Genomic DNA, 21,320 nt, shown 5'->3' on the forward strand with positions numbered 1-21,320 from the left:
CAAGCCGGGGAGCAAGCCTGAATGACCGATACAGCGGTGACACGTCCCAAGGGCTGGCGCCTGTTCGTCGCCGCGCTCAGGACGCGCAAGTCGGCGTCGATGCTAGCGCTCGGCTTTTCGTCTGGGCTGCCCAATGCCTTGCTGATCGGCACGCTGACCGCCTGGCTGGGCGAGGTCGGGATCAAGATGGCGACGATCGGCGTGCTGTCGTGGATCGGCCTGACCTATGCCTTCAAATTCCTGTGGTCGCCTCTCGTCGATCGCCTGCAATTGCCAGTGCTCGGCAAGCTCGGGCGGCGCAAAAGCTGGATCGTGTTGTGCCAGACGCTGATGATCGTCGCTTTGTTGGGGATCGTCGTCACCGATCCGGCGCAGCAGATCGGCATTTTCGCGATGTTCGCCTTTCTCGGCTCGCTTGGCTCCGCGACGCAGGACATCGCGATCGATGGCTGGCGCATCGACGTTGCGGACGAGGATGCGCCGGTCGAATTGCTCTCCGCGGTCAATCAGCTCGGCTATCGCACCGCCAGCATCGTCGGCGGCGCGATTGCCCTCTACATGGCCGCGCGAATGTCATGGCCGACCGTCTATCTGGTGATGGCGGTGATCATGGGGCTAATGCTGCTGATCACGCTCGGCGCTCCCGATACCAAACGTGTGCCGAGCGAGGCAGTGCAGGCGCTGTCGGAGCCGGGCGAGATCAGGCCGCGGACGCGTGCGATCGCATTGCTCGTCGTCGGAATCAGTTGGGTCTGGGCGATTGGCTCGCTGATCGGCTTCATGGTCTCGATGCTCGCCGACACGCCGCCGGGAGCAACCAAGCCGTCCCCGGCCGACTTCCTCAAATATCATGGTCCGGCGATCGTGATCGCGACTGTGCTCGTGCCGCTCGCCGTCGCCGCCATCCTCAACTGGCTGAAGACGCAGGGACGCCAGGTCCAGGCCGAGCGAGACACCACGGTTTCCGCATCGAGGACGGCCGCGAACCATCTCTATGGCGCGTTAATCGCGCCGCTCGCCGATCTCGTCGCGCGGCTCGGCTGGGGCGTGCTGATCGTGATCGGGCTGATCCTGACCTATGCGCTTTGCTACAATGTCTGGGGATCGTTCGCTTATCCGTTCTATCTGGAATTCATGCATTATTCGAAGGACGAGGTGGCCTTCGCATCGAAGATTTTCGGCATTATCATGTCGATCATCGGCGTCAGCCTGGGCGGCTATCTGTTCGCCAAGATCGGACGATTCCCCACCGTGCTGATCGGGGCGATCCTGCCGATCTTCGGCAATTTCCTGTATGCCGACCTCGCTGACGGATCGCCGCATATCGACCCCGTATTGCATTTCCTCCGGCTCGATTCGCTGGCAGTCGCACTAGGCAGCGACGAACGGATGGCGCGCTTGCTGCTGACGATCAGCTACGAGAATATCTCGACCGGCCTGGCGCTGGCTGCGTTCGTCGCGTTCCTGTCGGGTATCGTCAGCAAGAAGTTCGCGGCGGTCCAATATGCGGTGCTGTCGTCGCTGACCTTCCTGATCGGCTCATTGGGCAAGGGCATGGCCGGCGAAATGATCGACAAATACGGCTATGCCGACGTGTTCCGCTATGTCGCCGCTGTCGGCGTGCTGGCGATCCTGTTCGTCCTGCTCGAATGGTGGCGCGCCTCGCAAGTTCCGACGGTGGTGGAGGCCGGCAATACCGGCAAGCCTGCCTGATGCTGTTCCTGATCCTGTCGGGCGGGACGATCGTCTGCCAGATCGCCTGCGTGGTGCATTGCGTGCGCAACAGCCGCAACACGTTCTGGATCTGGCCATTGGTGTTCTTTCCGATGGTCGGCTGCATCGCCTATTTCATCGTCGAAGTGCTGCCCGGCATGCAGGGCAATCGTCATGTCCGCACGATGCGCGCGCAGGCCGCCAAGGCGATCGACCCCGAGCGCGAAGTGCGCTCCGCCCGCGACGCGCTGGGGCTGGCCGATACGATCGCCAATCGCATCCGGCTGGCCGACGCCCTATCGGCAGTCAACCGGCCGGCTGAGGCGATCCCGCTCTACCGTGAAGCGATCGCCGTGCAGCCGCTGCCCGACACGCGCACCGAAACCAAGCTTGCCCGCGCGTTGTTCGAAGAAGGCAAGATCGACGAGGCGCAGCAGGTGATCGACGCGATCGCCAAGCCGTCGGGGCAAAGCGACCGCGACCGCCTCGATCTGCTCCGCGCGCGGATCTACGACCATCTCGAGCGCAAGGACGATGCCCTGGCGATCTATCGCGACATCGTCACGCGCATGCCCGGCGAGGAAGCGCGCTGCCGCTATGCCGCACTGCTGATCGAACTCGGCCGCAAGCGCGAGGCGCTGGGCGTGCTGGAGGAAGTCGAGGATCGGATGAAGCGGCTCGATCGCCACCAGCGCCAGGCGGAGGGCGACATGTACCGCTGGGCGACCGACAAGTTACGCGAGCTGCGCGCGGCGGGGTAGCGGGCTGCTTGGCCCCTTACAAATTTATTGAATACCGATTGGCAGCCCCGCATCCGCGAACGCCGCGGACAAGGCCGCCGCCGTCGCCACGATCGCATCGGCACGGCGTTGCGCCATCAGGTCAGCGAGCAACAGGCGGGCGGTTTCCGGGCGACGCTCGGCATGGGCGATCGCGGTGATCATCGTCTGCTCCGCCCAGGTCATCCGCGCGCAGCAGCACGGCGCGATCGGAATAGTGGTGGTCGAGGTCGCGGCGAGTTCGGCCATGAAGGCGCGTGCGAGCAATAGCGGCCGACGGAACCCCGCGCCGAATGCGCTCAGAAAGGTGTTCGCGGCGACCGCATCGTTGAGGCCGTGCGCTCCCATGCGACGGATCGCGAGCAGCAGGAGGCGTGCGGCCATTGTTTCCGGCAGGCTGTGCGGCAGGGCTTCGCTGACCAGCGACGCGGGCATTGGGGCAGGGGCCATCGGGCGACTCCATGGTGGGAGCCGCATAGTCGGTAAACCGCTATTGATAGTCAATCGCAATAATGCATCACTCCGGCGCTTCGCCGTTCGCCGCGAGCACTTCGCCTGCCAGATAGAGCGAGCCCAGGATCATCACCGTCACCGGTTTTTTGGCGTCGTCGGCGATCGCTTGCAGTGCCGCCTCCACCGTATCCGCAGATTGCGGCGCCATGCCGATATCGCGGGCGACCGCACCCAGCACTTCCGCGCTGTGGCATTCATGACCACCGACCGGGACGGCATGGAAGCTCGCTGCCAGCCCGGCGAACGGCTGCAGTAACCCTGCGGGATCCTTGTTGGACAGCATGCCCACGATCATGTGCGCACCGTCTGTCTCGCGGTGATCCAGCACCTCGCGCAACGCCGCGGCGACGCTGGCGCCTGCGGCAGCGTTATGGCCGCCGTCGAGCCAGATCTCGCTGCCGGACGGCAATAGGCGCGTCAGCGGGCCGTCGCCGAGCAATTGCATCCGCGCGGGCCAGGTCGCGTGCTCGGCGGCGGCGACGAAAGCGTCGGGTGGGATGGTCAGCGTCTTCTGATGATGGAGCATGGCGATCGCCAGCGCGAGATTGCCCGGCTGGTGCGGCCCGGCCAGCACCGGCAGCGGCGTCTGCACCTTGCCGGCGGCGTCGCGATAGGTGAGCCGGCCGTCGTCGGCCGCCCAGAACCAGTTCCTGCCTTCGGGCGACACGGGCGCGCCGGCGGTGCGCGCGACGGCATTGACCCGCGCTTCAACCGATGGCGGGTAACGCATGGTGACGAGCGGCACTTGCGGTTTGGCGATGCCAGCTTTTTCGGCGGCGATATCCTCGATGGTCGTGCCCAGGAATCGTTCGTGGTCGATGCCGAGCTGCGCGATGCCGGTGACGATGGGTTGCGCGATGACATTGGTCGCGTCGAGCCGCCCACCGAGCCCGACCTCGACGATGCTGGCGTCGGCGGGCGTGCGGGCGAAGGCGAGGAATGCCGCTGCGGTCGTGACCTCGAAAAAGCTCGCGCCGATATCGCCGCCGGCGTCGAGCACTTCCTCGAGCAGCGGCGCCAGCTCGGCATCCTCGATCAGCGTGCCGGCGAGCCGGATGCGCTCGTTGAAACGCACGAGATGGGGGCTTGAATAGACATGCGTCGTGTAGCCCGCCGCCTCGATCGCCGCGCGCAGGAAGGCGCAGGTCGATCCCTTGCCGTTGGTGCCGGCGACATGGAGTACCGGCGGCAAGCGTTCGTGCGGATTGCCGATGCGCTCGAGCAATTCGGTGATTCGCTCGAGGCCGAGAATATCGGCACCGGGGGAAAGAGCCCATAATCGGTCGAGCTGGCGCTGCACCGCGGGATCGGAAGAGGTGGCGTGGTCAGGCATCTTAGTTCCCCTCCCATTCATGGGAGGGGCTAGGGGAGGGCGTGTTGGTCACCACGAACGGCACATGCCCTCCCAACTCGCGGTCTGCAACTGGCCGAAATGCGCCCCGCGCATTTCGCAATCATGCCGGGGGCATGATTGACCAGTTGTAGACCGTGAGTTCCCTCCCACAAGCGGGAGGCGAGAATCCGTCACGCCGCCTTACGCTGGCCACCGACATAATCGATCAGCCGCGCCAAGGTCGGGCGCAGTTCCGCACGCGGCCTCACCATGTCGAGCATGCCGTGGTCGAGCAGATATTCGGCGCGCTGGAACCCTTCGGGCAGCTTTTCGCGGATCGTCTGCTCGATCACCCGCTGGCCGGCAAAGCCGATCAGCGCGCCGGGCTCCGAAATCTGCACGTCGCCGAGCATCGCATAACTCGCGGTGACGCCACCGGTGGTCGGGTCGGTCAGCACGACGATATACGGCAAGCCGACATCATGGAGCATCTGGATCGCAACCGTGGCGCGCGGCATCTGCATCAGGCTCAATATGCCTTCCTGCATCCGCGCGCCGCCCGCCGCAGTGAAGATGATATAGGGTGCGCCTTCGCTGATCGCCGCCTCGACGCCGCGGACGAACGCCTCGCCCACCGCGAGCCCCATCGATCCGCCCATGAAGGCGAAATCCTGGACGCCGACGACTGCCTTGCGGCCCTCGATCGTCCCGGTCGCGTTGATCAGCGCGTCGCTCTCTCCGGTGGCAGCGCGCGCCGCCTTGATGCGGTCGGTATATTTCTTCTGATCGCGGAACTTGAGCGGGTCATCCTGAACCTTGGGCGGAGTCAGCGTCGCGAACGAACCGGCGTCGAAAATCTGCGCGAACCGCACCTCTGGCCCAATCCGCTCGTGAAACGCGCAATTGGGACAGACGTAGAGATTGTCGGCCAGTTCCTTGGCGAACACCATCTGCCCGCACCCCTTGCACTTGTGCCAGAGGTTGTCGGGGCTTTCCTTCTTGGGGATGACGTACGACAGCGCGTTGCGGACGTTGGTCAGCCAGCTCATGCCATTTCCTTTCTGGCGGCGCGGATCGCGCCAGCGAGACTCGCGATATAGGCGCGCACAGGCTCGGCCGCATCCTTGCCATGCTGCCCGACCAGTTCGACGATCGCCGAGCCGACCACGACGCCATCGGCGACCCGCGCTATCGCGGCGGCCTGATCGGGCGTGCGGACGCCGAAGCCGACCGCCACGGGCAGCTTGGTGGCGGCCTTGAGGCGCGCCACGGCTTCCTCGATCGAAGCCTGCACCGCTTGTTGCTTGCCGGTGATGCCCGCGACCGAGACGTAATAGAGGAACCCGCTAGCGCCTTCGAGCACGGTCGGCAGTCGCGCGGCATCGGTGGTCGGGGTAGCGAGGCGGATCAGGTCGACGCCATTGCCGCGCAGCGCCGGCCCGAGCGAATCGTCTTCCTCGGGCGGGATGTCGACACAGATCACGCCATCGACACCGGCTTCCTTGGCGCGCTCGGCGAACCAATCGGCGCCGCGCCGCGTCATCGGATTGGCATAGCCCATCAGGACGAGCGGCACGGTCGGATGACGCTCCCGGAACGCCGTCGCGATGGCCAGGATGTCCGCCGTGGTTGTGCCCGCCGCGAGGCTCCGCAAATTCGCTGCCTGAATAGCGGGGCCGTCCGCCATCGGATCTGTGAATGGCATACCGAGCTCGATCACGTCGGCGCCGCCCTCGACGAGGGCGTCGAGGATCGGTCCGGTCGCGAACCGACCGGGGTCGCCGGCGGTGACGAAGGCGACGAGGGCCGGGTGGCCCTTGGCAAAGGCTTGGGAGAGGCGGGTCATATCGTGGTCCGCTTGTCGCGTCGGCGCAGGGCGATCAGGTCGATGAATATAGCGAACGGCGATCCAATGATGATCGCAACCATCTGCTCCCAATGCCATCTTTCGAATGCCATTCCGTGCCACGCTAAATTGGCTAACGCCGTACCCCCGCAGAACAGCGCGGCGAAACGGAGGCGTTGACGAAACGCTTCTGAAAGCGATGCGGGGGGTTCGTATCCCGTGATGACCGCAATAGCGTAAGGAACCCCAACGACGAGCAAGAAGAAGAAGATCGCGAGGACGGTCATTGGGTCGATCATATCTTCACTCCCAGCGCTTCGGCGACGGTGAAGATGTCCTTGTCGCCACGCCCGCACAGGTTCGCCAGGATGATCTGATTCTCGTCCATTTCCCGTGCCTTCTTGGTCACAGCTGCGATCGCGTGCGAGGGTTCGAGTGCGGGAATGATGCCCTCGGTGCGACACAATAACTGGAAAGCGTCGAGCGCTTCCTCGTCGGTTGCCGAGATATAATCGACTCGGCCGATTTCCTTGAGCCAGGCATGCTCAGGACCAATGCCCGGATAGTCGAGCCCAGCCGAGATCGAATGCGCCTCGGCGATCTGCCCGTCATCATCCTGGAGGAGATAGGTGCGGTTGCCGTGAAGAATGCCGGGGAACCCGCCCGCCAGGCTCGCGGCGTGCTTGCGCTCGAGCCCTTCGCCCGCCGCCTCGACGCCGAGCATGCGCACGTCGGGATCGTCGAGGAACGGATGGAACAGCCCGATCGCGTTCGACCCGCCGCCGATCGCCGCGACCAGCAGGTCGGGCAGGCGGTTGATTCGCGACAGCATCTGCGCGCGCGCTTCCTTGCCGATCACCGATTGGAAGTCGCGGACCAGTTCGGGATAGGGATGCGGACCCGCTGCGGTGCCGATGATGTAAAACGTGTCGTGGACGTTGGCGACCCAATCGCGCAGCGCCTCGTTCATCGCGTCCTTGAGCGTGTTGGCACCGCTGGTGACGGGGATCACCTCGGCGCCGAGCAACTTCATCCGGAACACATTGGGCTGCTGCCGCTCGACGTCCTTGGCGCCCATATAGATGACGCAGGGCAGGCCGAAGCGCGCGCAGACGGTGGCGGTGGCGACACCGTGCTGGCCGGCACCGGTTTCGGCGATGATCCGCGTCTTGCCCATGCGGCGCGCGAGCAGAATCTGGCCGATGCAATTGTTGATCTTGTGCGCGCCGGTATGGTTGAGCTCGTCGCGCTTGAACCACACTTGCGCACCCTTGCCCGGCTCCGACCCGGCGCGGATCGCCGCGGTCAGCCGCTCGGCGAAATAGAGCGGACTGGGGCGGCCGACATAATGTTCGAGCAGGTCGTCGAATTCCTGCGCGAACGCGGGGTCGACCTGCGCCGCGCGATATTCGCGTTCGAGGTCGAGGATCAGCGGCATCAGCGTCTCGGCGACGAAGCGGCCGCCGAACTCGCCGAAATGCCCGCGATCGTCGGGTTGGGTACGATACGAATTCGACAAAAGATCAGGGTCAGACATTACCGTTATTTCCTCGTCACAACATTAGGTCCAATCGCTTCGAACAGCGATCAGCGCCATCGTTGCGGAATGCGCAGGGCAGGGAGGATCGGCATCAGCATTGCGCCACCGCTTTAAGGAACGCGGCGATCTTGTCCACATCCTTGACGCCGGGCGCGGATTCGACCCCGGAGGAAACGTCGACCATGCGGGCGCCCGTGATAGTGACAGCCGGAACCACGTTTTCCGGCGTAAGGCCTCCAGCGAGCGCCCACGGACTCGAATGGCGATGTCCCTGCAGCATGGTCCAATCAAAGCGCAATCCCATGCCGCCTGGCAGCATTGCGTCATCCGGCGTTTTGGCGTCGTAGAGCACGCGGTCGACAGGGATGCTGGCGTAGCGCTCGGCTTCGTCGATATCGGCGGCCCGCCTGACAGAGATGGCCGGCCAGACCGAATAGCCGCGCGCGTCCAGCTCTGCGACGCGAAGGAAATCCGTCGAGTGGAGCTGGATTGCCCACAGATTCGCGGCCTCCGTGGCGCGCGCGATCAGATCGTCATCGGGATCGACGAACACCCCGACCTTTCCGATACCGTCGGGAACACGGGCTGCCAGCGCGCGCGCTTGGTCGAACGTAACGTTGCGTGGCGAACGCTCGAAGAACACGAACCCAACATGACTCGCCCCGCCGGCAATCGCGGCGTCGAGCGTTTCGGGCGTGCTGAGGCCGCAGATCTTGGCGGTAACGCGGGACATGGCGGCGCTATAGACGCGGTGAGGGGCGGATGACCATGGGAGTGGCTTGACGCGAGTGGACGGCGATGCGGGACTCAGCCGAGCGACTTTTCCAGCACCACCATGTGAAGCGGTGGGTCGAGCAAGATCGGAAAATCGCGCGTCCCGACCTGTGCATAGCCCCGGCGCTCGTAGAAGGCGATCAACTCGGCGCGCCGATCGATCACCGTCATCTCAACCCGGTCGGCACCAAATTCCCGGTGCGCGACCGTTTCGGCCGCGGCGATCAATTGCTTGCCATAGCCGCCGGTCTGCAACAGCGGATCGACGCATAGCAGCCCGAGATAGGCGAGCCCGCCGCCCGAATTGGCGACGCGAACGCAGCCGACCAGGCGATCATCATCGAACCCGACAAGCAAGCGTTCCGCCGGATCGGCGATCATCGCCTCCAATTCATCGATACCGATCCGTTCGCCGTCGAGCAGGTCAGCCTCGTGCGTCCAGCCGGCGCGCGCATCGTCGCCGCGATAGGCGCGCTGAATCAGGGGTTGAAGCGTGGCGAGGTCATCGCGTCGCGCGACGCGAACCGATAAATCGGACATGACAAGAACCTAAAGCGTCGCGCCGATCTCGCGCGCGGCGAGGTCGGGATCCTCGGCGGCAGTGATCGGCCGGCCGACCACCAGAATCGAGGCGCCGGCGTCCATCGCGGCGCGCGGCGTCACCACGCGCTTCTGGTCGCCTATCGCACCGTTGGCGGGGCGAACGCCCGGCACGACGAAGAAGCCCTTGGGCCACAATTTGTGCGCGGCCCGGACTTCCTCGCCCGAACACACGATGCCGTCGACCCCGGCGTCCATCGCCAGTTCGGTCAGCCGTAGTACCTGGTCGTGCGACGACCCGTCGACGCCGGTGGCGCGCAAGTCGTTCTCGTCCAGGCTGGTCAGCATCGTTACCGCGACGACCTTGGTATTGCTCGGCGCGGCGGCCTTGGCATCCTCCAGCATCGAGCGGCCGCCGCTGGCATGGACGGTCAGCACCGCTGGCTCGAGCCCGCGCAATGCCTGGATCGCCTTGCCGACGGTGTTGGGAATGTCGTGCAGCTTGAGGTCGAGAAAGATCGGCAGGCCCAGCTCGTGCATTTCCAGCACGCCATGGCGGCCATTGGCCATGAAGAATTCGAGGCCCAGCTTGATCCCGCCGACATGGTGGCGGACCCGCGTGGCGATCGCCTTCGCCTTGTCGATATCGGGTGTGTCGAGCGCGACGTAGACGCGGCTGGTCATGGCGTCAGCTCGAGCGGCGGCTGTTTGGGCGGCTTGGGCGGTGCCGGCGGCGTGGTCGCGGCGATCGGCGCGGCAAGCACCGGGCCGGGATCGGCGCCCATCGGCACCACAGGTTTCAGATCGGCGATCACGCGCTCGGCGGTCGTCAACCGCTGCGTCAGGCGCCAGCGGATCGTCCGGTAATAGAGCCAGGTCGGAACCATTCCGGCGAGAAACATGAACAACATCATGAAGGGAAGGTTCACTTCCGCGACCAACCCACCCCACAGGTTGATCGTCACCCAGCTCCAATTGCCATAGGTGAAGATCGCCGCGACGAAGCTGATCAGGCACCAGAAAAGGATCTTGAGGAATTGCATGGAGCGGGACGCTAGCGGGGCCGGTCAAGTTTGGCCAGACTTCCCGGCAATCCTCCCCATAAGCGATGGGGAGGGCCGGAGCTGTCCGCCGAGCCTCAGCGAATCGGCGAGTTCGGGTCGAGCCGCATATCCAGATACTTGTCGACGCTGCCCATCAGCTCGCCCATCTCATGCTCGAAGAAATGGTTGGCCTTGGGAATCGTGTCGTGGTGGATCGTGATGTGCTTCTGGGTACGCAATTTGTCGACCAGCTTTTGCACCGCGATCGGGGTCACGACCTCGTCATTCTCGCCCTGGATGATGATGCCCGAGGCGGGGCAGGGGGCGAGGAAAGTGAAGTCGAACATGTTCGCCGGCGGCGCGATCGAAATGAAGCCGCGGATTTCCGGGCGGCGCATCAGCAACTGCATGCCGATCCACGCGCCGAACCCGAACCCGGCGACCCAGGTGGTCGAGGCTTCGGCATGGAAACTCTGCACCCAATCGAGCGCAGAGGCGGCGTCGCTCAGTTCGCCAATGCCGTTGTCGAACACGCCCTGGCTCTTGCCGACGCCGCGGAAATTGAAGCGCAAGGTCGCGAATCCGCGCCGCTGGAACGTCTTGTAGAGCTCGATCACGATGCGGTTGTTCATCGTGCCGCCCGACATCGGGTGGGGATGCAGGATCATCGCGACCGGTGCGCGCGGCTTGGGCGCGGGGGCGAAACGACCTTCGAGGCGGCCCTCGGGGCCGGGGAAAATGACTTCGGGCATCGTGTCCTGTTCTTTTAGCCGCAGAGGCGCCGGTGTGGCGCTAAAGGTTGCGCGCTATATAGGCAGCAGGCCCCAACACGCAATTGGAACGAGTCGGACCCATCGTGAGCCAGCGCATCTATCTCGATCATGCCGCGACCACGCCGCTGCTGGCGGCCGTGCGCGAGGCGATGGCCGAGGGGTATGCGCGTTGGGCCAATCCGTCATCGCCGCATGCCGAGGGGCGCGCGGCCAAGGCGATGCTGGAGAAGGCGCGGACGCAAATCGCGGCGGCCTATGGCTGGCCGGGCGAAGTGCTGTTCACCAGCGGATCGAGCGAGGCGTTGGCGATCGCGTTGACTCGCTCGGCAGTGACGCGCCGATTGGCGAGCGCGGTCGAGCATGATGCGGTGCTTCGCGCTGCCTATGATATCGTCCTGGTCTCAGTGGATTCGGTGGGACTTGTCGATCGCGCCGCGCTGGATGCCGCGATGGCGAGTGAAGGGCGCGCGGTCGTCGCGATCCAATGGGCCAATAGCGAAACCGGAATCCTCCAGCCAATCGCCGAACTGGCGGAACAGGTTCACGCCGCCGGCCATCTGCTGCTGGTCGATGCCGCGCAAATGCCGGTTGGCGCTGATCGCGAGGTGGCGCGCCATGCCGATTTCGTCGCGCTGTCGGCACACAAGCGCGGCGGGCCGATCGGTGTCGGCGCGTTGCTGGTACGTGATCTCGCGACGCTCGATCCGACCGGTGGGCAGGAGCGGGGATATCGGCCCGGGACGGAGAACATGCCCGGCATAATCGGCTATGCGGCAGCGCTCGCTGAGCCCGAGGACATTGCCGGGTACCGAGCATTGCGCGCCCATTTGGACGAGGAGATCAAGGCGTCGGGCGGTGAGCCGGTGCTGGCCGGCGCGCTGCGTCACCCGGCGATCGGCTCGTACCGTATGCCCGGTGTCGCCGCCACGACGCAGCTGATTCGCTTCGACATGGCTGGGATCGCGGTCTCCGCGGGAAGCGCGTGCGCGAGCGGCAGCATGAAGCCGAGCCATGTGCTGTCGGCGATGGGCTGGGACATGCAGGCGTCCCAGGAAGTGGTAAGGGTCAGTTTCGGACGATCGACGACGCGCACCGAGCTCGACGCGTTCGTCGCGGCGTGGCGCGAGATCGCGGCGTCACTGGCGCGCGCGGCATGATCTATCTTGATTACCAGGCGACCACGCCGCTCGCGCCCGAGGCGCTGGAGGCGATGCTGCCCTGGCTGCGCGACCAGCATGCCAATCCGCATTCGGCGCATGGCCCCGGTCGCGCGGCCAAAGCGGCGATCGAGGTTGCGCGGACGCAGGTTGCCGCGTTGCTGCCGGCTGGTGGAACGCTCAGCTTCACTGGCGGCGCGACCGAGGCGCTCAACTGGGCGATCAAGGGTGTCGGCGACCCGATCGTGACCCTCGCCACCGAGCATGCCGCGGTATTGGACACCGCGGAGGCAGTTGGCGGAGCGGTGGTGGTGCCGGTGCGGCATGACGGCCTGGTCGATCTCGATGCGGCGCGCGCGGCGATCAGGCCAGGCGTGAAGCTGGTCGCGGCGATGCTGGTCAATAACGAGATCGGAGTGATCCAGCCGATCGCCGAATTGGCCAGGCTGGCGCACCAGGCGGGCGCGTTGTTCCTGTGTGACGCGGTGCAGGGTTATGGCCGGGCGGCTATCCCTGAGAACTGCGATCTCATCGCGCTGTCGGCGCACAAGATCCACGGGCCCAAGGGCATCGGCGCCCTGTGGATACGCGATGGCCTTGCGCTGGCGCCATTGCTCCATGGCGGGGGGCAGGAGGCGGCGGGGCGCTCGGGTACGCTCAGCCCCGCTTTGTGCGCGGGATTCGGCGCGGCGGCGGCGCTGATGGTGGCGCGGCATGATCAGGACGCGGCGCATGTCGAGAGGTTATGGTCGGCCGCGTATTCGATCCTAGGCGCGAACTGGATCGTCAATGGATCGCCCGAGCATCGCTATCATGGCAATCTCAACATTCGGCGTGACGGGCTGGACGTGGCGCGGCTGATGTCCGATCTGCGCGACATCGCCTTTTCGGCGGGGTCGGCTTGCGCCAGCGGATCGGGAAGGCCGAGCCATGTGCTCGAGGCGATCGGATTGAGCGATGCGCAGGCCCGCAACAGCGTGCGGATCGGTTTCGGGCGCTATACGACCGAGGAGGAATTGGTGACCGCGCTACAGCGCATCGACGCAGCCGCCCGCGCGCAGAGAATCGCAGCATGACGAAGGTGATTTTCATCGAGCGCGATGGCGCCACGCGCGAAGTCGAGGCGCGGCCGGGCGATCGCCTGCTCGACCTGGCACAAAATGCCGGCGAGCCGCTCGAAGGAACCTGCGAAGGCCAGATGGCCTGTTCGACCTGTCACGTGATCATCGATGCCCAGGATTTCGCGAAATTGCCTCCCGCCGTCGAGGAGGAAGAAGACATGCTCGACCTTGCCGCTGGGGCCACGCGATACAGCCGACTCGCGTGCCAGATCTGGCTGAACGACACGCTCGAAACGCTGACCGTGCGCATCCCCTCCGAAGCCAAGAACATGCAGGGACGCTGACCTAAATTCTTAATGTCTTACAGTGACTAAGCATTATTTCGTTCGTGGAACGGCCGCTGCATGTTAGGCGTTTGGACGCGCCGGGGGGCGAAAAAAGCATGGAGAGATACGCCATGAAATTTCTCGCTGTAGTTGCTGCTGGAATTCTTGCCGCCTCCGCCCTCACACCGGTTGCTCCCGCCAGTGCGGCGCCCGCTCCCGCACGCTGGGGCCACGGACATCATGGATGGAAGTGGAAAAAGGTGTGCACGGTGCGCTGGCATCACGGCCACAAGGTCCGGACGTGCCGCAAGGTTCGTGTTCGTTGGTAGCAGCAGGCTTCTAATAGCTTGAAAGCGCCGCCCGATCCCGCCATATGCGCGGCGGGAGTCGGGCGGACGCAATCGTCGCCAACCCGGTCAGGTCCGGAAGGAAGCAGCCGTAACGATTTCGTTGCGGGTCGTTCCGGCTCCCACCTGCCTCCATTGATATTATGGCCTGTCCACCTGCGTGACGGCGCGACACTTGGTCGCTTACCACGTGTCGGCGCGGACCGTTTTAGTATCGGCAGCGATCGCATCCGAAATGGATCAGGATCGACGCACCGGGGCGCTCCAATCCGATACGGAACGCGATAGCGCTTTCGTGCATTTCGACAGTGCCTCTGACCCACAAGGCAAGGAGTCCTGTATGCGTATCACTCGAATGTTCGCCGTCCTGCTGGCCGTTGCCGGCGTATCGGCGATTAATCCTGCTTCGGCCGAAACGTCGCTGACGCGGTCGACGACGATCGCCGCGCCGATCGCGGCACCCTCCGGCACCACCGCAACCGCGGACCAGTATCGCGATCGCGGCCGCCACAATGGCTGGCGCAACGGTAACCGCGGTTGGCGCGGCGACCGCGGCTGGCGGGGTCGTGGCTATGGCTATCGCGGCGGTTACGGCTATCGCGGCCGCGGTTATTACGGTCCGCGTTATGCCTATGGCCGGCCATATCGTTGGCGCGGACCGCGTCTCGCATGCCGCACGTCGTGGCGCTGGGGCCGGCCGCACCGCGTGTGCTTCCGCCGCTGGTAACAGGCTTCGACAATCGGGCTCGCCGTGCCTAGATAAGGGTCGATGTCCGACTCTTTCGATCTCGGCGAGCCGCCGCAGCCCAAGGAAACCGCGTACCGCGTGCTCGCGCGCAAGTACCGGCCGCAGAATTTCGATCAGCTGATCGGCCAGGACGCGATGGTCCAGACGCTGGGCAATGCGATCCGGCGCGGGCGGTTGGCGCACGCCTTCCTGCTGACCGGCGTGCGCGGAGTCGGCAAGACGTCGACCGCGCGCCTGATCGCCAAGGCGCTCAATTGCATCGGCCCGGACGGACAGGGCGGTCCGACGATCGATCCGTGCGGCGTGTGCGATCCCTGCGTGTCGATCGCCGAGGGTCGCAATATCGACGTGATCGAGATGGACGCGGCCAGCCATACCGGCGTCGACGACATGCGTGCGGTGATCGACGCGGCGCGGCTCGCCGCGTTCGGCGCCCGGTTCAAGATCTACATCATCGACGAAGTCCATATGTTGTCGAAGAACGCATTCAATGCGCTTCTGAAGACATTGGAAGAACCCCCTGAACATGTGAAGTTTCTGCTGGCGACGACCGAGGTGCAGAAGGTGCCGGTGACGGTCCTGTCGCGATGCCAGCGATTCGACCTCAGGCGCATTCCGGCGGATAAATTGGCGGCCCATTTCGCCCACATCGTCGAGTTGGAGAGCGCGGAAGCGGAGCCCGAGGCATTGGCGCTGATCGCGCGCGCGGCGGACGGATCGGCACGCGACGGCCTGTCGATCCTCGACCAGGCGATCGCGCATGCCGGGATGGAAGGCGGCGGCGTGACCGCGCCTGCCGTGCGTGCAATGCTCGGCCTGTCCGATCGCGCCGCGATCCGCGATTTGTTCGCGCTTCTGCTCGACAGCGATGCGCCCGGCGCGCTCGCGGCGTTGCGCCGGCAATATGATCTCGGCGTCGATCCGCAATCGGTGCTGCGTGGCTTGCTCGAGACGGTGCACGCGGTGACCTTGGCGAAGTTGGGTGGCGATGCCGATCCGGCGCAATCGGCGGAGGAACGCGAGGCGTATCAGGGCTGGGCGCGGCTGCTGTCGTTTCCGGCGCTCCATCGATTGTGGCAATTGATGCTCAAGGGGCATGAGGAAGTAGCGCGCGCCGCGCTGCCGATCGAGGCCGGCGAAATGGCGTTGCTCCGCGTCGTCCATGCCTCCAGCCTGCCCGATCCCGGCGAACTCGCGCGGCAGATTGCGGCGGGCTCCGCACCATCCATCGCGCCGCCCTCGACGAGTGCCGCTCCGTCCTCCGCTCCAGCCACGGTCCAGGCGCTGCCCGCCAATTTCGATGCGATGGTCGAACTGGTCCGCGCCAATGGCGGCGGCGCATTGCTGTCGCACCTGACCGCCAATGCCCGGGTGGTACGCTATGAGGCGCCCGAACTGGTGCTCAGCACCTCGCGGCCCTTGCCCGCCGACTTGCCGACGACCCTTGCCGCACGGTTGGGCGAACTGACCGGCGCGAAATGGAAAGTGACGACCGAGGACGCCGAGGGCGAGGCAACGCTTGCCGAACGCCGCAAGGCCGAGGAAGAGGCCGAACGCGCCGCGGTCATGGAAACCCCCATCGTGAAGGCAGCGTTGGAGACATTCCCCGACGCGGTGCTCGAACGCATCAACAAGGAAGCACTGGGATGAAGAGTCTCGAAGACATTATGGCCATGGCGCAGAACGTCCAGGCCGAACTGGCCAAGGCGCAGGACGGGCTCGACCAGATCGAGGTCGAAGGCGCGTCAGGCGGCGGCATGGTCAAGGTGAAGGCGTCGGCCAAGGGTCGGATCATCGGCGTCGACATCGATCCATCGCTGCTCCAGCCGTCGGAAAAGCAGATGCTGGAAGATCTGATCGTCGCCGCGTTCAACGACGCGCGGGCGAAGGCGGATGCGGCATCGAACGCGGAAATGGCCAAGATGACGCAAGGCCTGCCGCTGCCGCCGGGGTTCAAGCTGCCGTTCTGAGCCGATCGGAGCGGGCTGCCGCCACGGACCCAGCTGTGGCTCGGATGCGTTTTCCCGATCATGACGCCAAGCGGAATAGAAGGATTCGTCACCCGGGAAGTGACGACCGATCGCGGCATGGTCTTCTGCTACCAAGGCGGGAGCGGCCCCCCGGTTCTGCTCCTCCACGGCTTTCCGGAAACGAGCCTGATGTGGCACCGCATCGCGCCATTGCTGGCGAGCGATTTCGCCATCGTGGCAGCCGATCTGCCGGGCTATGGCCGCAGTGATTGCCCGGTCGATGGCGAAGGCCATAGCGCGATGTCCAAGCGGGCGCTTGCCGCGACTCTCGTCGAGGCGATGAAGGCGCTGGGGCATGAAGCCTTCGCGATCATCGGCCATGATCGTGGCGGCCGCGTCGCCTATCGCGCGGCACTGGATCATCCCGACAGAGTGACCGCCGTCGCGGTGCTCGACGTCATCCCCACCTACGAGGTCTGGGAAAGGGCCGATGCGCGGCTCGCTTTGTCCTTCTGGCCGTTCTCCCTGCTCGCTCAACCCGCTCCCTTGCCTGAGCGGCTGTTGCTTGCAGCGCCGGAGGCGATCATCGACAATGCCTTGTCCGAATGGGGTTCCCCGCCCGAGACTTTTCCGTCGTGGTTGCGCGAAGCCTATGTCGCTGCACTCAGCGATCCCGCCCACGTCCATGCGATCTGCGAGGAATATCGAGCCGCGGCCGGGATCGATCGCGACATCGATCGTGCCGACCTGGAAACGGGGCGCCGCATTCGATGTCCGTTACTGGCATTGTGGAGCGACAAGGGCGGATTGGCCACCTGGTACGACGACGCCGGTGGGCCACTCGGCATTTGGCGCCGTTGGGCGGAGGACGTTCGCGGACACGCCGTATCGGGCGGACACTTCTTTCCCGAGGAACAATCTGAGGCGACTGCACGCGCTCTAAGCGCGTTCCTGAGCGACCGCGCTACGGACCATTAAGCGGCGGTTACCTTGGTCCGTTCCGGAGGGGCAGGTCTCTCCGCGCTACCGCACGCAGCTGTCGAGCCCGTTGCCGCGCACGACATTGACGTACTTCGCCAGCGCATTGCCGTGGCGGCGCACGAAGCCGCGCGGATCGATCGCGGCGCGCTTCTTGGGGAGCGGCAGGACCGCCGCGATCCGTCCAGCCTCGGTTGATGACATGCGTGATGCGTCGTGGCCGAAATAGCGGATCGACCCGGCATTGGCACCATAGGTGCCGATTCCCGTCTCGGCGACGTTGAGATAGACCTCCATGATGCGTCGCTTGCCCCACAGATGTTCGATCAGGAAGGTGAACCACGCCTCGAACCCCTTGCGGACGTAGCCGCCGCTTTGGATGAGGAAGACATTCTTGGCGGTCTGCTGGCTGATCGTCGATCCGCCGCGGATGCGGCCGCCTTTCTGGTTGCGCTGATAAGCCTGGCGCAGCGCACCGAAATCGAACCCGTCGTGCAGGCAGAAGCGCGCATCCTCCCCGGCGATCGCGGCGCGCGGCATGTTGGGATCCATGCGGTCGATCGACATCCACTGTTTGGTGATCAACTGACCATGCAGCACATCACCCAGCATCGTGAAGGTGAAAGGCGGATTGATGAAGCGGTAGATGCCGACCCACAGCACGCTGACGACCACGAAGGCGAGCGCACCTTTCCAGATCCAGCTGAACAGGCGGCGGAGGAAAGGGCGGCGGGGTTTGGCTCTGGCGGGCATGGAGTCGGGATCGGCCTGTGTCGTCGCGATATCGGTCGGGTTGGGCGAGGGCGCCGTCATCAACGGCATGCTTGCCACTATCCGCGGTCGGCGGTCGGCGGCAAGAGCTTCTTCGGCGGCGGCGATGCCGGTCTCGTAGGCGCCATGCGCGGTCGAGAAATCGCTCGCCGAACAAGCCTCGCCGGCAAAGAAGATGCGGTCGTCGTGCGGCTGGGCAAGCACGCGGCGCTGGCCGGATTGCCCGATCCGGGCATGCGAATAGCTGCCGCGAATGAAGCGTTCGGCGCGCCAGCGCGTCCGCGCGAGCGGCTGGAGCCGCAACCGCCAGTCGTTGCCGAGCAGGCGGGCGAGTTCGCCGATCGCAAAATCGGCGGCGCCGAGGTCGCTTTCGCGCTCGATCGCCTCGGCGCAATCGCCGCCGAAGAATGCCTCGACCACTGGGCGACCGAGATAGCCGATCTGATAGCTTGCGGTGCACGCATTGCGCGGATTGCCGATCAGATGCGCATTGTGCGGATAATCGTCGCCGCGAATGCCGAGGAAGATCTTGTCGGCCAGCCCGAGCGGGAGTGCGACGGCGGCCTCGCGCTTGGCATCGATCGGCGGGTCGAATGCCAGGTCGCCATCGGCGATGATCGGGGTCGGCACCGCGACGATCACGCGGTCGGCCTCGATTAGCCCGTGCGGCGTCACGAGGCGCATGCGCGGGCCGCGATGGTCGATCAGCGAAACGGGACAATCGAGCCGGACGGGCAGGCGCTTGCCATGAGCGGCGATGAGCGTGCCATAGCCCTCGACCAGCCGCCAATTGTCGTCGCCCGCGGCGTCTTCATACGCCGCCCAGTCGTGCAGCGAGACGGCGCCGAGGTTGGCACCATTGGCATAGCCCGAAATCGCGTCGATCAGCGGGCGCCACGGATTGTCGGGCGGGATGAAGTCCGACAGCGGCCGGTCGGGGCCGCTGCGATAGGCCAAAGCGCGCTCGCTGAATTGCTGATATGCAGCCTGGAACGCCTCTTGGTCGGCGGCGGGGAAACCGAGATCGCGCCATTGTTCGCGCCAGTGCGCGGGCGTGCGATCAATCTGGAACCCCTCGGCGAGCGCGATCCGCGTCCAGGGGTTGCGGTCGGCCGAATGCAGCCAGGAACAGCCAAGATCGAGCGTTTCGCGGCCAACGCGGACGCTATGCGCCCGCCCGCCGATCCGCCCGCTCGCTTCGAGCAACAATGTATCGGCGCCCGAATCGACAAGGCGCCGCGCGGCAGCGATGCCGGCGGCGCCTCCTCCGATGACGACGAACTTGCTGCTCATCCGCCCTGTATAGGGCGAATCGGGCGGCGGTCAGCCCGCAACGCGAGCGCAGGGCGTCAGAATTTCAGGCCGGCGACATTGAAGGTCATCTGAATGTTGCCACGCTGGAACACCTCAGCCTCGATCATAACCTTTTTGGCGGCCTTCAGCTTGCTGACAATCCGCGAACCCGGATTGATGAACGCAGTACCAAATTCATCGCCCACCGCTCCGGTGCAGCCGAACCGTTCGATTGGGCCATCGTCGAATTTGACAGACACCTGTTTGCTAGTGAGCGAATTACAGGTGAACTGCAGATTGGGGTTGATGATAACGACGTCGTATCCCTTGGCGGCAGTTTGAACCTGTAACGAGGTGGTTTGTTCGTCCGTGCCGAGAACGTTCTGATATTTCTCTTCGCTTCGCGTGGCAGCGTACTTCGTCGATGTGCCCCGCATCGCATCCTTGTTCTCGCCATAGGTCCAGGGTGACGCAGGCGCCGCCGCCGCGCTCTGGCTGTTGCCATCGGCAGCAGAGCCGGAATCGACCGTTGCCGTCGACGTCGATTTGGTCTGGCTTGGCGCCAAGCTCGAGATACCGATGATGGCGCCCACGATCGGCAGGCCGACGAAGATCGCTGCCCCAGTCGCAATGGCGCGGCCCCGCGTGGCATACATTGGCAGAGACGATGACGGCCGAATGATGAACCAGATCGATGCGACGGTTCCGACAAGCCAGATAATTGTAATTAGCGTACCCATGCTACCCCTCCGTTATTCAAGGGGAATATTCTTCAGTACAGGGAACGCGTCAAGAACATCGATCGATTTTGGCGCAATCGCCCCGGCCGCCGCGCACCGCGGCAGCCGGGGGTTGGACAATCAAGCCGCGATCAGCCGCTTTTCGCCGGCCAGCCGCATCATTACCTTCTGCAGCTTCTCGAACGCGCGGACCTCGATCTGGCGAACGCGCTCACGCGACACGCCATAGACCTGGCTCAGCTCTTCGAGCGTCTTGGGGTCGTCGGTCAGCCGGCGCTCGGTCAGAATGTGACGCTCACGCTCGTTGAGACCGTCCATCGCTTCGGTCAGCAGGCTGTGGCGGACATCCGCTTCCTGCGCTTCGGCGACGACCGAATCCTGCAACGGTGCATCGTCCTGCAGCCAATCCTGCCACTGACCCTCGCCATCCTCACGCATCGAGACGTTGAGCGACGTGTCGCCGCCCATCGCCATGCGACGGTTCATCGACGTGACCTCGTCCTCGGTGACGCCGAGATCCTTGGCGATCTTGGCGACATTCTCGGGGCTCAGGTCGCCGTCCTCGAACGCGTCGAGCTTCGACTTCATCCGGCGCAGGTTGAAGAACAGCTTCTTCTGCGCGGCGGTGGTGCCCATCTTGACCAGGCTCCACGAGCGCAGGATGAATTCCTGGATCGAGGCGCGGATCCACCACATCGCATAAGTGGCGAGACGGAAGCCGCGATCGGGCTCGAACTTCTTCACGCCCTGCATCAGGCCGATATTGCCTTCGCTGATCAGTTCCGAGACGGGCAGACCGTAGCCGCGATAGCCCATCGCGATCTTGGCCACGAGACGCAGGTGCGAAGTGACGAGCTGCGCCGCCGCCTCGGTATCGCCATGCTCCGAAAAGCGCTTGGCGAGCATATATTCCTGTTCCGGGGTCAGGATCGGGAACTTCTTGATCTCGGCCAGATAGCGGTTGAGGCTTGCCTCTCCACCGAGAGCAGGAATCGTCGCGGGGACGTTGCTGCGATTTGCCATGACCTAGTCTCCCTTACCTTTCAGCCGGCCTGCCCCTTCAAAAGGCGGCATG

General features: G+C 64.9%; 23 protein-coding genes, 1 other RNA gene and 1 pseudogene. 10 read left to right on the plus strand and 15 right to left on the minus strand.

What is annotated here, in order from left to right; all coding sequences use genetic code 11:
* Positions 1–21 precede the first annotated feature (21 nt).
* Together AC1DQQ_RS11960 and AC1DQQ_RS11965 are read left to right on the plus strand one after the other, a co-directional pair.
* A complete protein-coding gene (locus tag AC1DQQ_RS11960) occupies positions 22–1,713 on the plus strand; it encodes an AmpG family muropeptide MFS transporter (protein WP_478045320.1) in 1,692 nt (563 codons plus the stop codon).
* Positions 1,713–2,474 carry a tetratricopeptide repeat protein gene (locus tag AC1DQQ_RS11965; RefSeq protein WP_478029931.1) on the plus strand — a complete coding sequence of 254 codons (762 nt, stop codon included), beginning with the start codon at positions 1,713–1,715 and terminating at the stop codon, positions 2,472–2,474. Before AC1DQQ_RS11960 ends, AC1DQQ_RS11965 begins: the two co-directional genes overlap by 1 nt.
* A gap of 24 nt (positions 2,475–2,498) precedes the next feature.
* Here AC1DQQ_RS11965 and AC1DQQ_RS11970 read toward each other — a convergent pair whose 3' ends face one another.
* The 11 genes from AC1DQQ_RS11970 to AC1DQQ_RS12020 form a co-directional block, all read right to left on the minus strand.
* Complete coding sequence (locus tag AC1DQQ_RS11970; protein WP_478029932.1) at positions 2,499–2,942, minus strand: DUF6628 family protein; 444 nt, start codon at positions 2,940–2,942, stop codon at positions 2,499–2,501.
* A 67-nt stretch (positions 2,943–3,009) separates the two neighbouring features.
* Complete coding sequence (locus tag AC1DQQ_RS11975) at positions 3,010–4,338, minus strand: bifunctional folylpolyglutamate synthase/dihydrofolate synthase (protein WP_478045322.1); 1,329 nt, start codon at positions 4,336–4,338, stop codon at positions 3,010–3,012.
* Positions 4,339–4,529: 191 nt separating this feature from the next.
* Positions 4,530–5,387 carry an acetyl-CoA carboxylase, carboxyltransferase subunit beta gene (accD, locus tag AC1DQQ_RS11980; protein ID WP_478045324.1) on the minus strand — a complete coding sequence of 286 codons (858 nt, stop codon included), beginning with the start codon at positions 5,385–5,387 and terminating at the stop codon, positions 4,530–4,532.
* The gene (gene trpA / locus AC1DQQ_RS11985) at positions 5,384–6,184 is read right to left on the minus strand and encodes a tryptophan synthase subunit alpha (RefSeq protein WP_478029935.1); all 801 of its coding nucleotides are present in this window, start codon (positions 6,182–6,184) and stop codon (positions 5,384–5,386) included. The genes accD and trpA overlap by 4 nt, the downstream gene beginning before the upstream one ends.
* Positions 6,181–6,483, minus strand: a complete 303-nt coding sequence (locus tag AC1DQQ_RS11990; RefSeq protein WP_478045325.1) for a hypothetical protein — start codon at positions 6,481–6,483, stop codon at positions 6,181–6,183. The genes trpA and AC1DQQ_RS11990 overlap by 4 nt, the downstream gene beginning before the upstream one ends.
* Positions 6,480–7,721 carry a tryptophan synthase subunit beta gene (gene trpB / locus AC1DQQ_RS11995; protein ID WP_478045327.1) on the minus strand — a complete coding sequence of 414 codons (1,242 nt, stop codon included), beginning with the start codon at positions 7,719–7,721 and terminating at the stop codon, positions 6,480–6,482. Before trpB ends, AC1DQQ_RS11990 begins: the two co-directional genes overlap by 4 nt.
* A gap of 94 nt (positions 7,722–7,815) precedes the next feature.
* Positions 7,816–8,457: a phosphoribosylanthranilate isomerase gene (locus AC1DQQ_RS12000; RefSeq protein ID WP_478045329.1), complete on the minus strand. Its 642-nt coding sequence runs from the start codon at positions 8,455–8,457 to the stop codon at positions 7,816–7,818.
* Between the two features lie 74 nt (positions 8,458–8,531).
* Complete coding sequence (locus AC1DQQ_RS12005) at positions 8,532–9,038, minus strand: GNAT family N-acetyltransferase (protein WP_478045331.1); 507 nt, start codon at positions 9,036–9,038, stop codon at positions 8,532–8,534.
* A gap of 9 nt (positions 9,039–9,047) precedes the next feature.
* Positions 9,048–9,722: an orotidine-5'-phosphate decarboxylase gene (gene pyrF / locus AC1DQQ_RS12010; RefSeq protein WP_478029940.1), complete on the minus strand. Its 675-nt coding sequence runs from the start codon at positions 9,720–9,722 to the stop codon at positions 9,048–9,050.
* Positions 9,719–10,081: a hypothetical protein gene (locus tag AC1DQQ_RS12015; RefSeq protein WP_478045333.1), complete on the minus strand. Its 363-nt coding sequence runs from the start codon at positions 10,079–10,081 to the stop codon at positions 9,719–9,721. Before AC1DQQ_RS12015 ends, pyrF begins: the two co-directional genes overlap by 4 nt.
* Positions 10,082–10,176: 95 nt before the next feature.
* Entirely contained in the window at positions 10,177–10,833 is a 657-nt protein-coding gene (locus AC1DQQ_RS12020; protein ID WP_066807358.1) for an alpha/beta hydrolase, read from the minus strand.
* Positions 10,834–10,937: 104 nt separating this feature from the next.
* Between AC1DQQ_RS12020 and AC1DQQ_RS12025 the strand changes: the two genes are divergently transcribed.
* The 8 genes from AC1DQQ_RS12025 (at position 10,938) to AC1DQQ_RS12060 (ending at position 17,441) form a co-directional block, all read left to right on the plus strand.
* Positions 10,938–12,011 carry a cysteine desulfurase family protein gene (locus AC1DQQ_RS12025; RefSeq protein ID WP_478029942.1) on the plus strand — a complete coding sequence of 358 codons (1,074 nt, stop codon included), beginning with the start codon at positions 10,938–10,940 and terminating at the stop codon, positions 12,009–12,011.
* Complete coding sequence (locus AC1DQQ_RS12030) at positions 12,008–13,087, plus strand: cysteine desulfurase family protein (RefSeq protein WP_478045335.1); 1,080 nt, start codon at positions 12,008–12,010, stop codon at positions 13,085–13,087. The genes AC1DQQ_RS12025 and AC1DQQ_RS12030 overlap by 4 nt, the downstream gene beginning before the upstream one ends.
* The gene (locus AC1DQQ_RS12035; RefSeq protein ID WP_478029944.1) at positions 13,084–13,416 is read left to right on the plus strand and encodes a 2Fe-2S iron-sulfur cluster-binding protein; all 333 of its coding nucleotides are present in this window, start codon (positions 13,084–13,086) and stop codon (positions 13,414–13,416) included. Before AC1DQQ_RS12030 ends, AC1DQQ_RS12035 begins: the two co-directional genes overlap by 4 nt.
* Positions 13,417–13,777: 361 nt before the next feature.
* Positions 13,778–13,875, plus strand: an RNA gene (ffs, locus tag AC1DQQ_RS12040) — signal recognition particle sRNA small type.
* Between the two features lie 210 nt (positions 13,876–14,085).
* Positions 14,086–14,472 (plus strand): hypothetical protein, encoded by a 387-nt coding sequence (locus AC1DQQ_RS12045; protein WP_478040784.1) that lies wholly within the window; start codon positions 14,086–14,088, stop codon positions 14,470–14,472.
* A 42-nt stretch (positions 14,473–14,514) separates the two neighbouring features.
* Complete coding sequence (locus AC1DQQ_RS12050) at positions 14,515–16,143, plus strand: DNA polymerase III subunit gamma/tau (RefSeq protein ID WP_478045337.1); 1,629 nt, start codon at positions 14,515–14,517, stop codon at positions 16,141–16,143.
* Entirely contained in the window at positions 16,140–16,463 is a 324-nt protein-coding gene (locus AC1DQQ_RS12055; RefSeq protein ID WP_066589895.1) for a YbaB/EbfC family nucleoid-associated protein, read from the plus strand. Before AC1DQQ_RS12050 ends, AC1DQQ_RS12055 begins: the two co-directional genes overlap by 4 nt.
* Before the next feature lie 99 nt (positions 16,464–16,562).
* Positions 16,563–17,441 carry an alpha/beta fold hydrolase gene (locus tag AC1DQQ_RS12060; RefSeq protein WP_478029947.1) on the plus strand — a complete coding sequence of 293 codons (879 nt, stop codon included), beginning with the start codon at positions 16,563–16,565 and terminating at the stop codon, positions 17,439–17,441.
* A gap of 45 nt (positions 17,442–17,486) precedes the next feature.
* Here AC1DQQ_RS12060 and mtgA read toward each other — a convergent pair whose 3' ends face one another.
* The 4 genes and pseudogenes from mtgA to rpoH form a co-directional block, all read right to left on the minus strand.
* Positions 17,487–18,194, minus strand: a complete 708-nt coding sequence (gene mtgA / locus AC1DQQ_RS12065; protein WP_478030458.1) for a monofunctional biosynthetic peptidoglycan transglycosylase — start codon at positions 18,192–18,194, stop codon at positions 17,487–17,489.
* 117 nt (positions 18,195–18,311) lie between these two features.
* Positions 18,312–19,505: pseudogene (locus AC1DQQ_RS12070) on the minus strand (flavin monoamine oxidase family protein); the annotation flags it as partial.
* A 56-nt stretch (positions 19,506–19,561) separates the two neighbouring features.
* Positions 19,562–20,245: a hypothetical protein gene (locus AC1DQQ_RS12075; RefSeq protein WP_478029948.1), complete on the minus strand. Its 684-nt coding sequence runs from the start codon at positions 20,243–20,245 to the stop codon at positions 19,562–19,564.
* A 120-nt stretch (positions 20,246–20,365) separates the two neighbouring features.
* A complete protein-coding gene (gene rpoH, locus AC1DQQ_RS12080; RefSeq protein WP_066809596.1) occupies positions 20,366–21,268 on the minus strand; it encodes an RNA polymerase sigma factor RpoH in 903 nt (300 codons plus the stop codon).
* Positions 21,269–21,320: the final 52 nt, after the last annotated feature.

The organism is Sphingomonas sp. P4_G3 (assembly GCF_056401105.1).

What these genes read in the sequence shown, in the direction of transcription:
- AC1DQQ_RS12020 (WP_066807358.1), bottom strand. Translation starts at nt 10,833, where the DNA reads ATGCCCGAAGTCATTTTCCCCGGCCCCGAGGGCCGCCTCGAAGGTCGT.
- AC1DQQ_RS12045 (WP_478040784.1), top strand. Translation starts at nt 14,086, where the DNA reads ATGCGTATCACTCGAATGTTCGCCGTCCTGCTGGCCGTTGCCGGCGTA.
- AC1DQQ_RS11960 (WP_478045320.1), top strand. Translation starts at nt 22, where the DNA reads ATGACCGATACAGCGGTGACACGTCCCAAGGGCTGGCGCCTGTTCGTC.
- rpoH (WP_066809596.1), bottom strand. Translation starts at nt 21,268, where the DNA reads ATGGCAAATCGCAGCAACGTCCCCGCGACGATTCCTGCTCTCGGTGGA.
- AC1DQQ_RS12015 (WP_478045333.1), bottom strand. Translation starts at nt 10,081, where the DNA reads ATGCAATTCCTCAAGATCCTTTTCTGGTGCCTGATCAGCTTCGTCGCG.
- trpA (WP_478029935.1), bottom strand. Translation starts at nt 6,184, where the DNA reads ATGACCCGCCTCTCCCAAGCCTTTGCCAAGGGCCACCCGGCCCTCGTC.
- AC1DQQ_RS12075 (WP_478029948.1), bottom strand. Translation starts at nt 20,245, where the DNA reads ATGGGTACGCTAATTACAATTATCTGGCTTGTCGGAACCGTCGCATCG.
- AC1DQQ_RS11990 (WP_478045325.1), bottom strand. Translation starts at nt 6,483, where the DNA reads ATGATCGACCCAATGACCGTCCTCGCGATCTTCTTCTTCTTGCTCGTC.
- accD (WP_478045324.1), bottom strand. Translation starts at nt 5,387, where the DNA reads ATGAGCTGGCTGACCAACGTCCGCAACGCGCTGTCGTACGTCATCCCC.
- mtgA (WP_478030458.1), bottom strand. Translation starts at nt 18,194, where the DNA reads ATGCCCGCCAGAGCCAAACCCCGCCGCCCTTTCCTCCGCCGCCTGTTC.
- AC1DQQ_RS11965 (WP_478029931.1), top strand. Translation starts at nt 1,713, where the DNA reads ATGCTGTTCCTGATCCTGTCGGGCGGGACGATCGTCTGCCAGATCGCC.
- AC1DQQ_RS11975 (WP_478045322.1), bottom strand. Translation starts at nt 4,338, where the DNA reads ATGCCTGACCACGCCACCTCTTCCGATCCCGCGGTGCAGCGCCAGCTC.
- AC1DQQ_RS12005 (WP_478045331.1), bottom strand. Translation starts at nt 9,038, where the DNA reads ATGTCCGATTTATCGGTTCGCGTCGCGCGACGCGATGACCTCGCCACG.
- pyrF (WP_478029940.1), bottom strand. Translation starts at nt 9,722, where the DNA reads ATGACCAGCCGCGTCTACGTCGCGCTCGACACACCCGATATCGACAAG.
- AC1DQQ_RS12000 (WP_478045329.1), bottom strand. Translation starts at nt 8,457, where the DNA reads ATGTCCCGCGTTACCGCCAAGATCTGCGGCCTCAGCACGCCCGAAACG.
- trpB (WP_478045327.1), bottom strand. Translation starts at nt 7,721, where the DNA reads ATGTCTGACCCTGATCTTTTGTCGAATTCGTATCGTACCCAACCCGAC.
- AC1DQQ_RS11970 (WP_478029932.1), bottom strand. Translation starts at nt 2,942, where the DNA reads ATGGCCCCTGCCCCAATGCCCGCGTCGCTGGTCAGCGAAGCCCTGCCG.
- AC1DQQ_RS12035 (WP_478029944.1), top strand. Translation starts at nt 13,084, where the DNA reads ATGACGAAGGTGATTTTCATCGAGCGCGATGGCGCCACGCGCGAAGTC.
- AC1DQQ_RS12030 (WP_478045335.1), top strand. Translation starts at nt 12,008, where the DNA reads ATGATCTATCTTGATTACCAGGCGACCACGCCGCTCGCGCCCGAGGCG.
- AC1DQQ_RS12055 (WP_066589895.1), top strand. Translation starts at nt 16,140, where the DNA reads ATGAAGAGTCTCGAAGACATTATGGCCATGGCGCAGAACGTCCAGGCC.
- AC1DQQ_RS12050 (WP_478045337.1), top strand. Translation starts at nt 14,515, where the DNA reads ATGTCCGACTCTTTCGATCTCGGCGAGCCGCCGCAGCCCAAGGAAACC.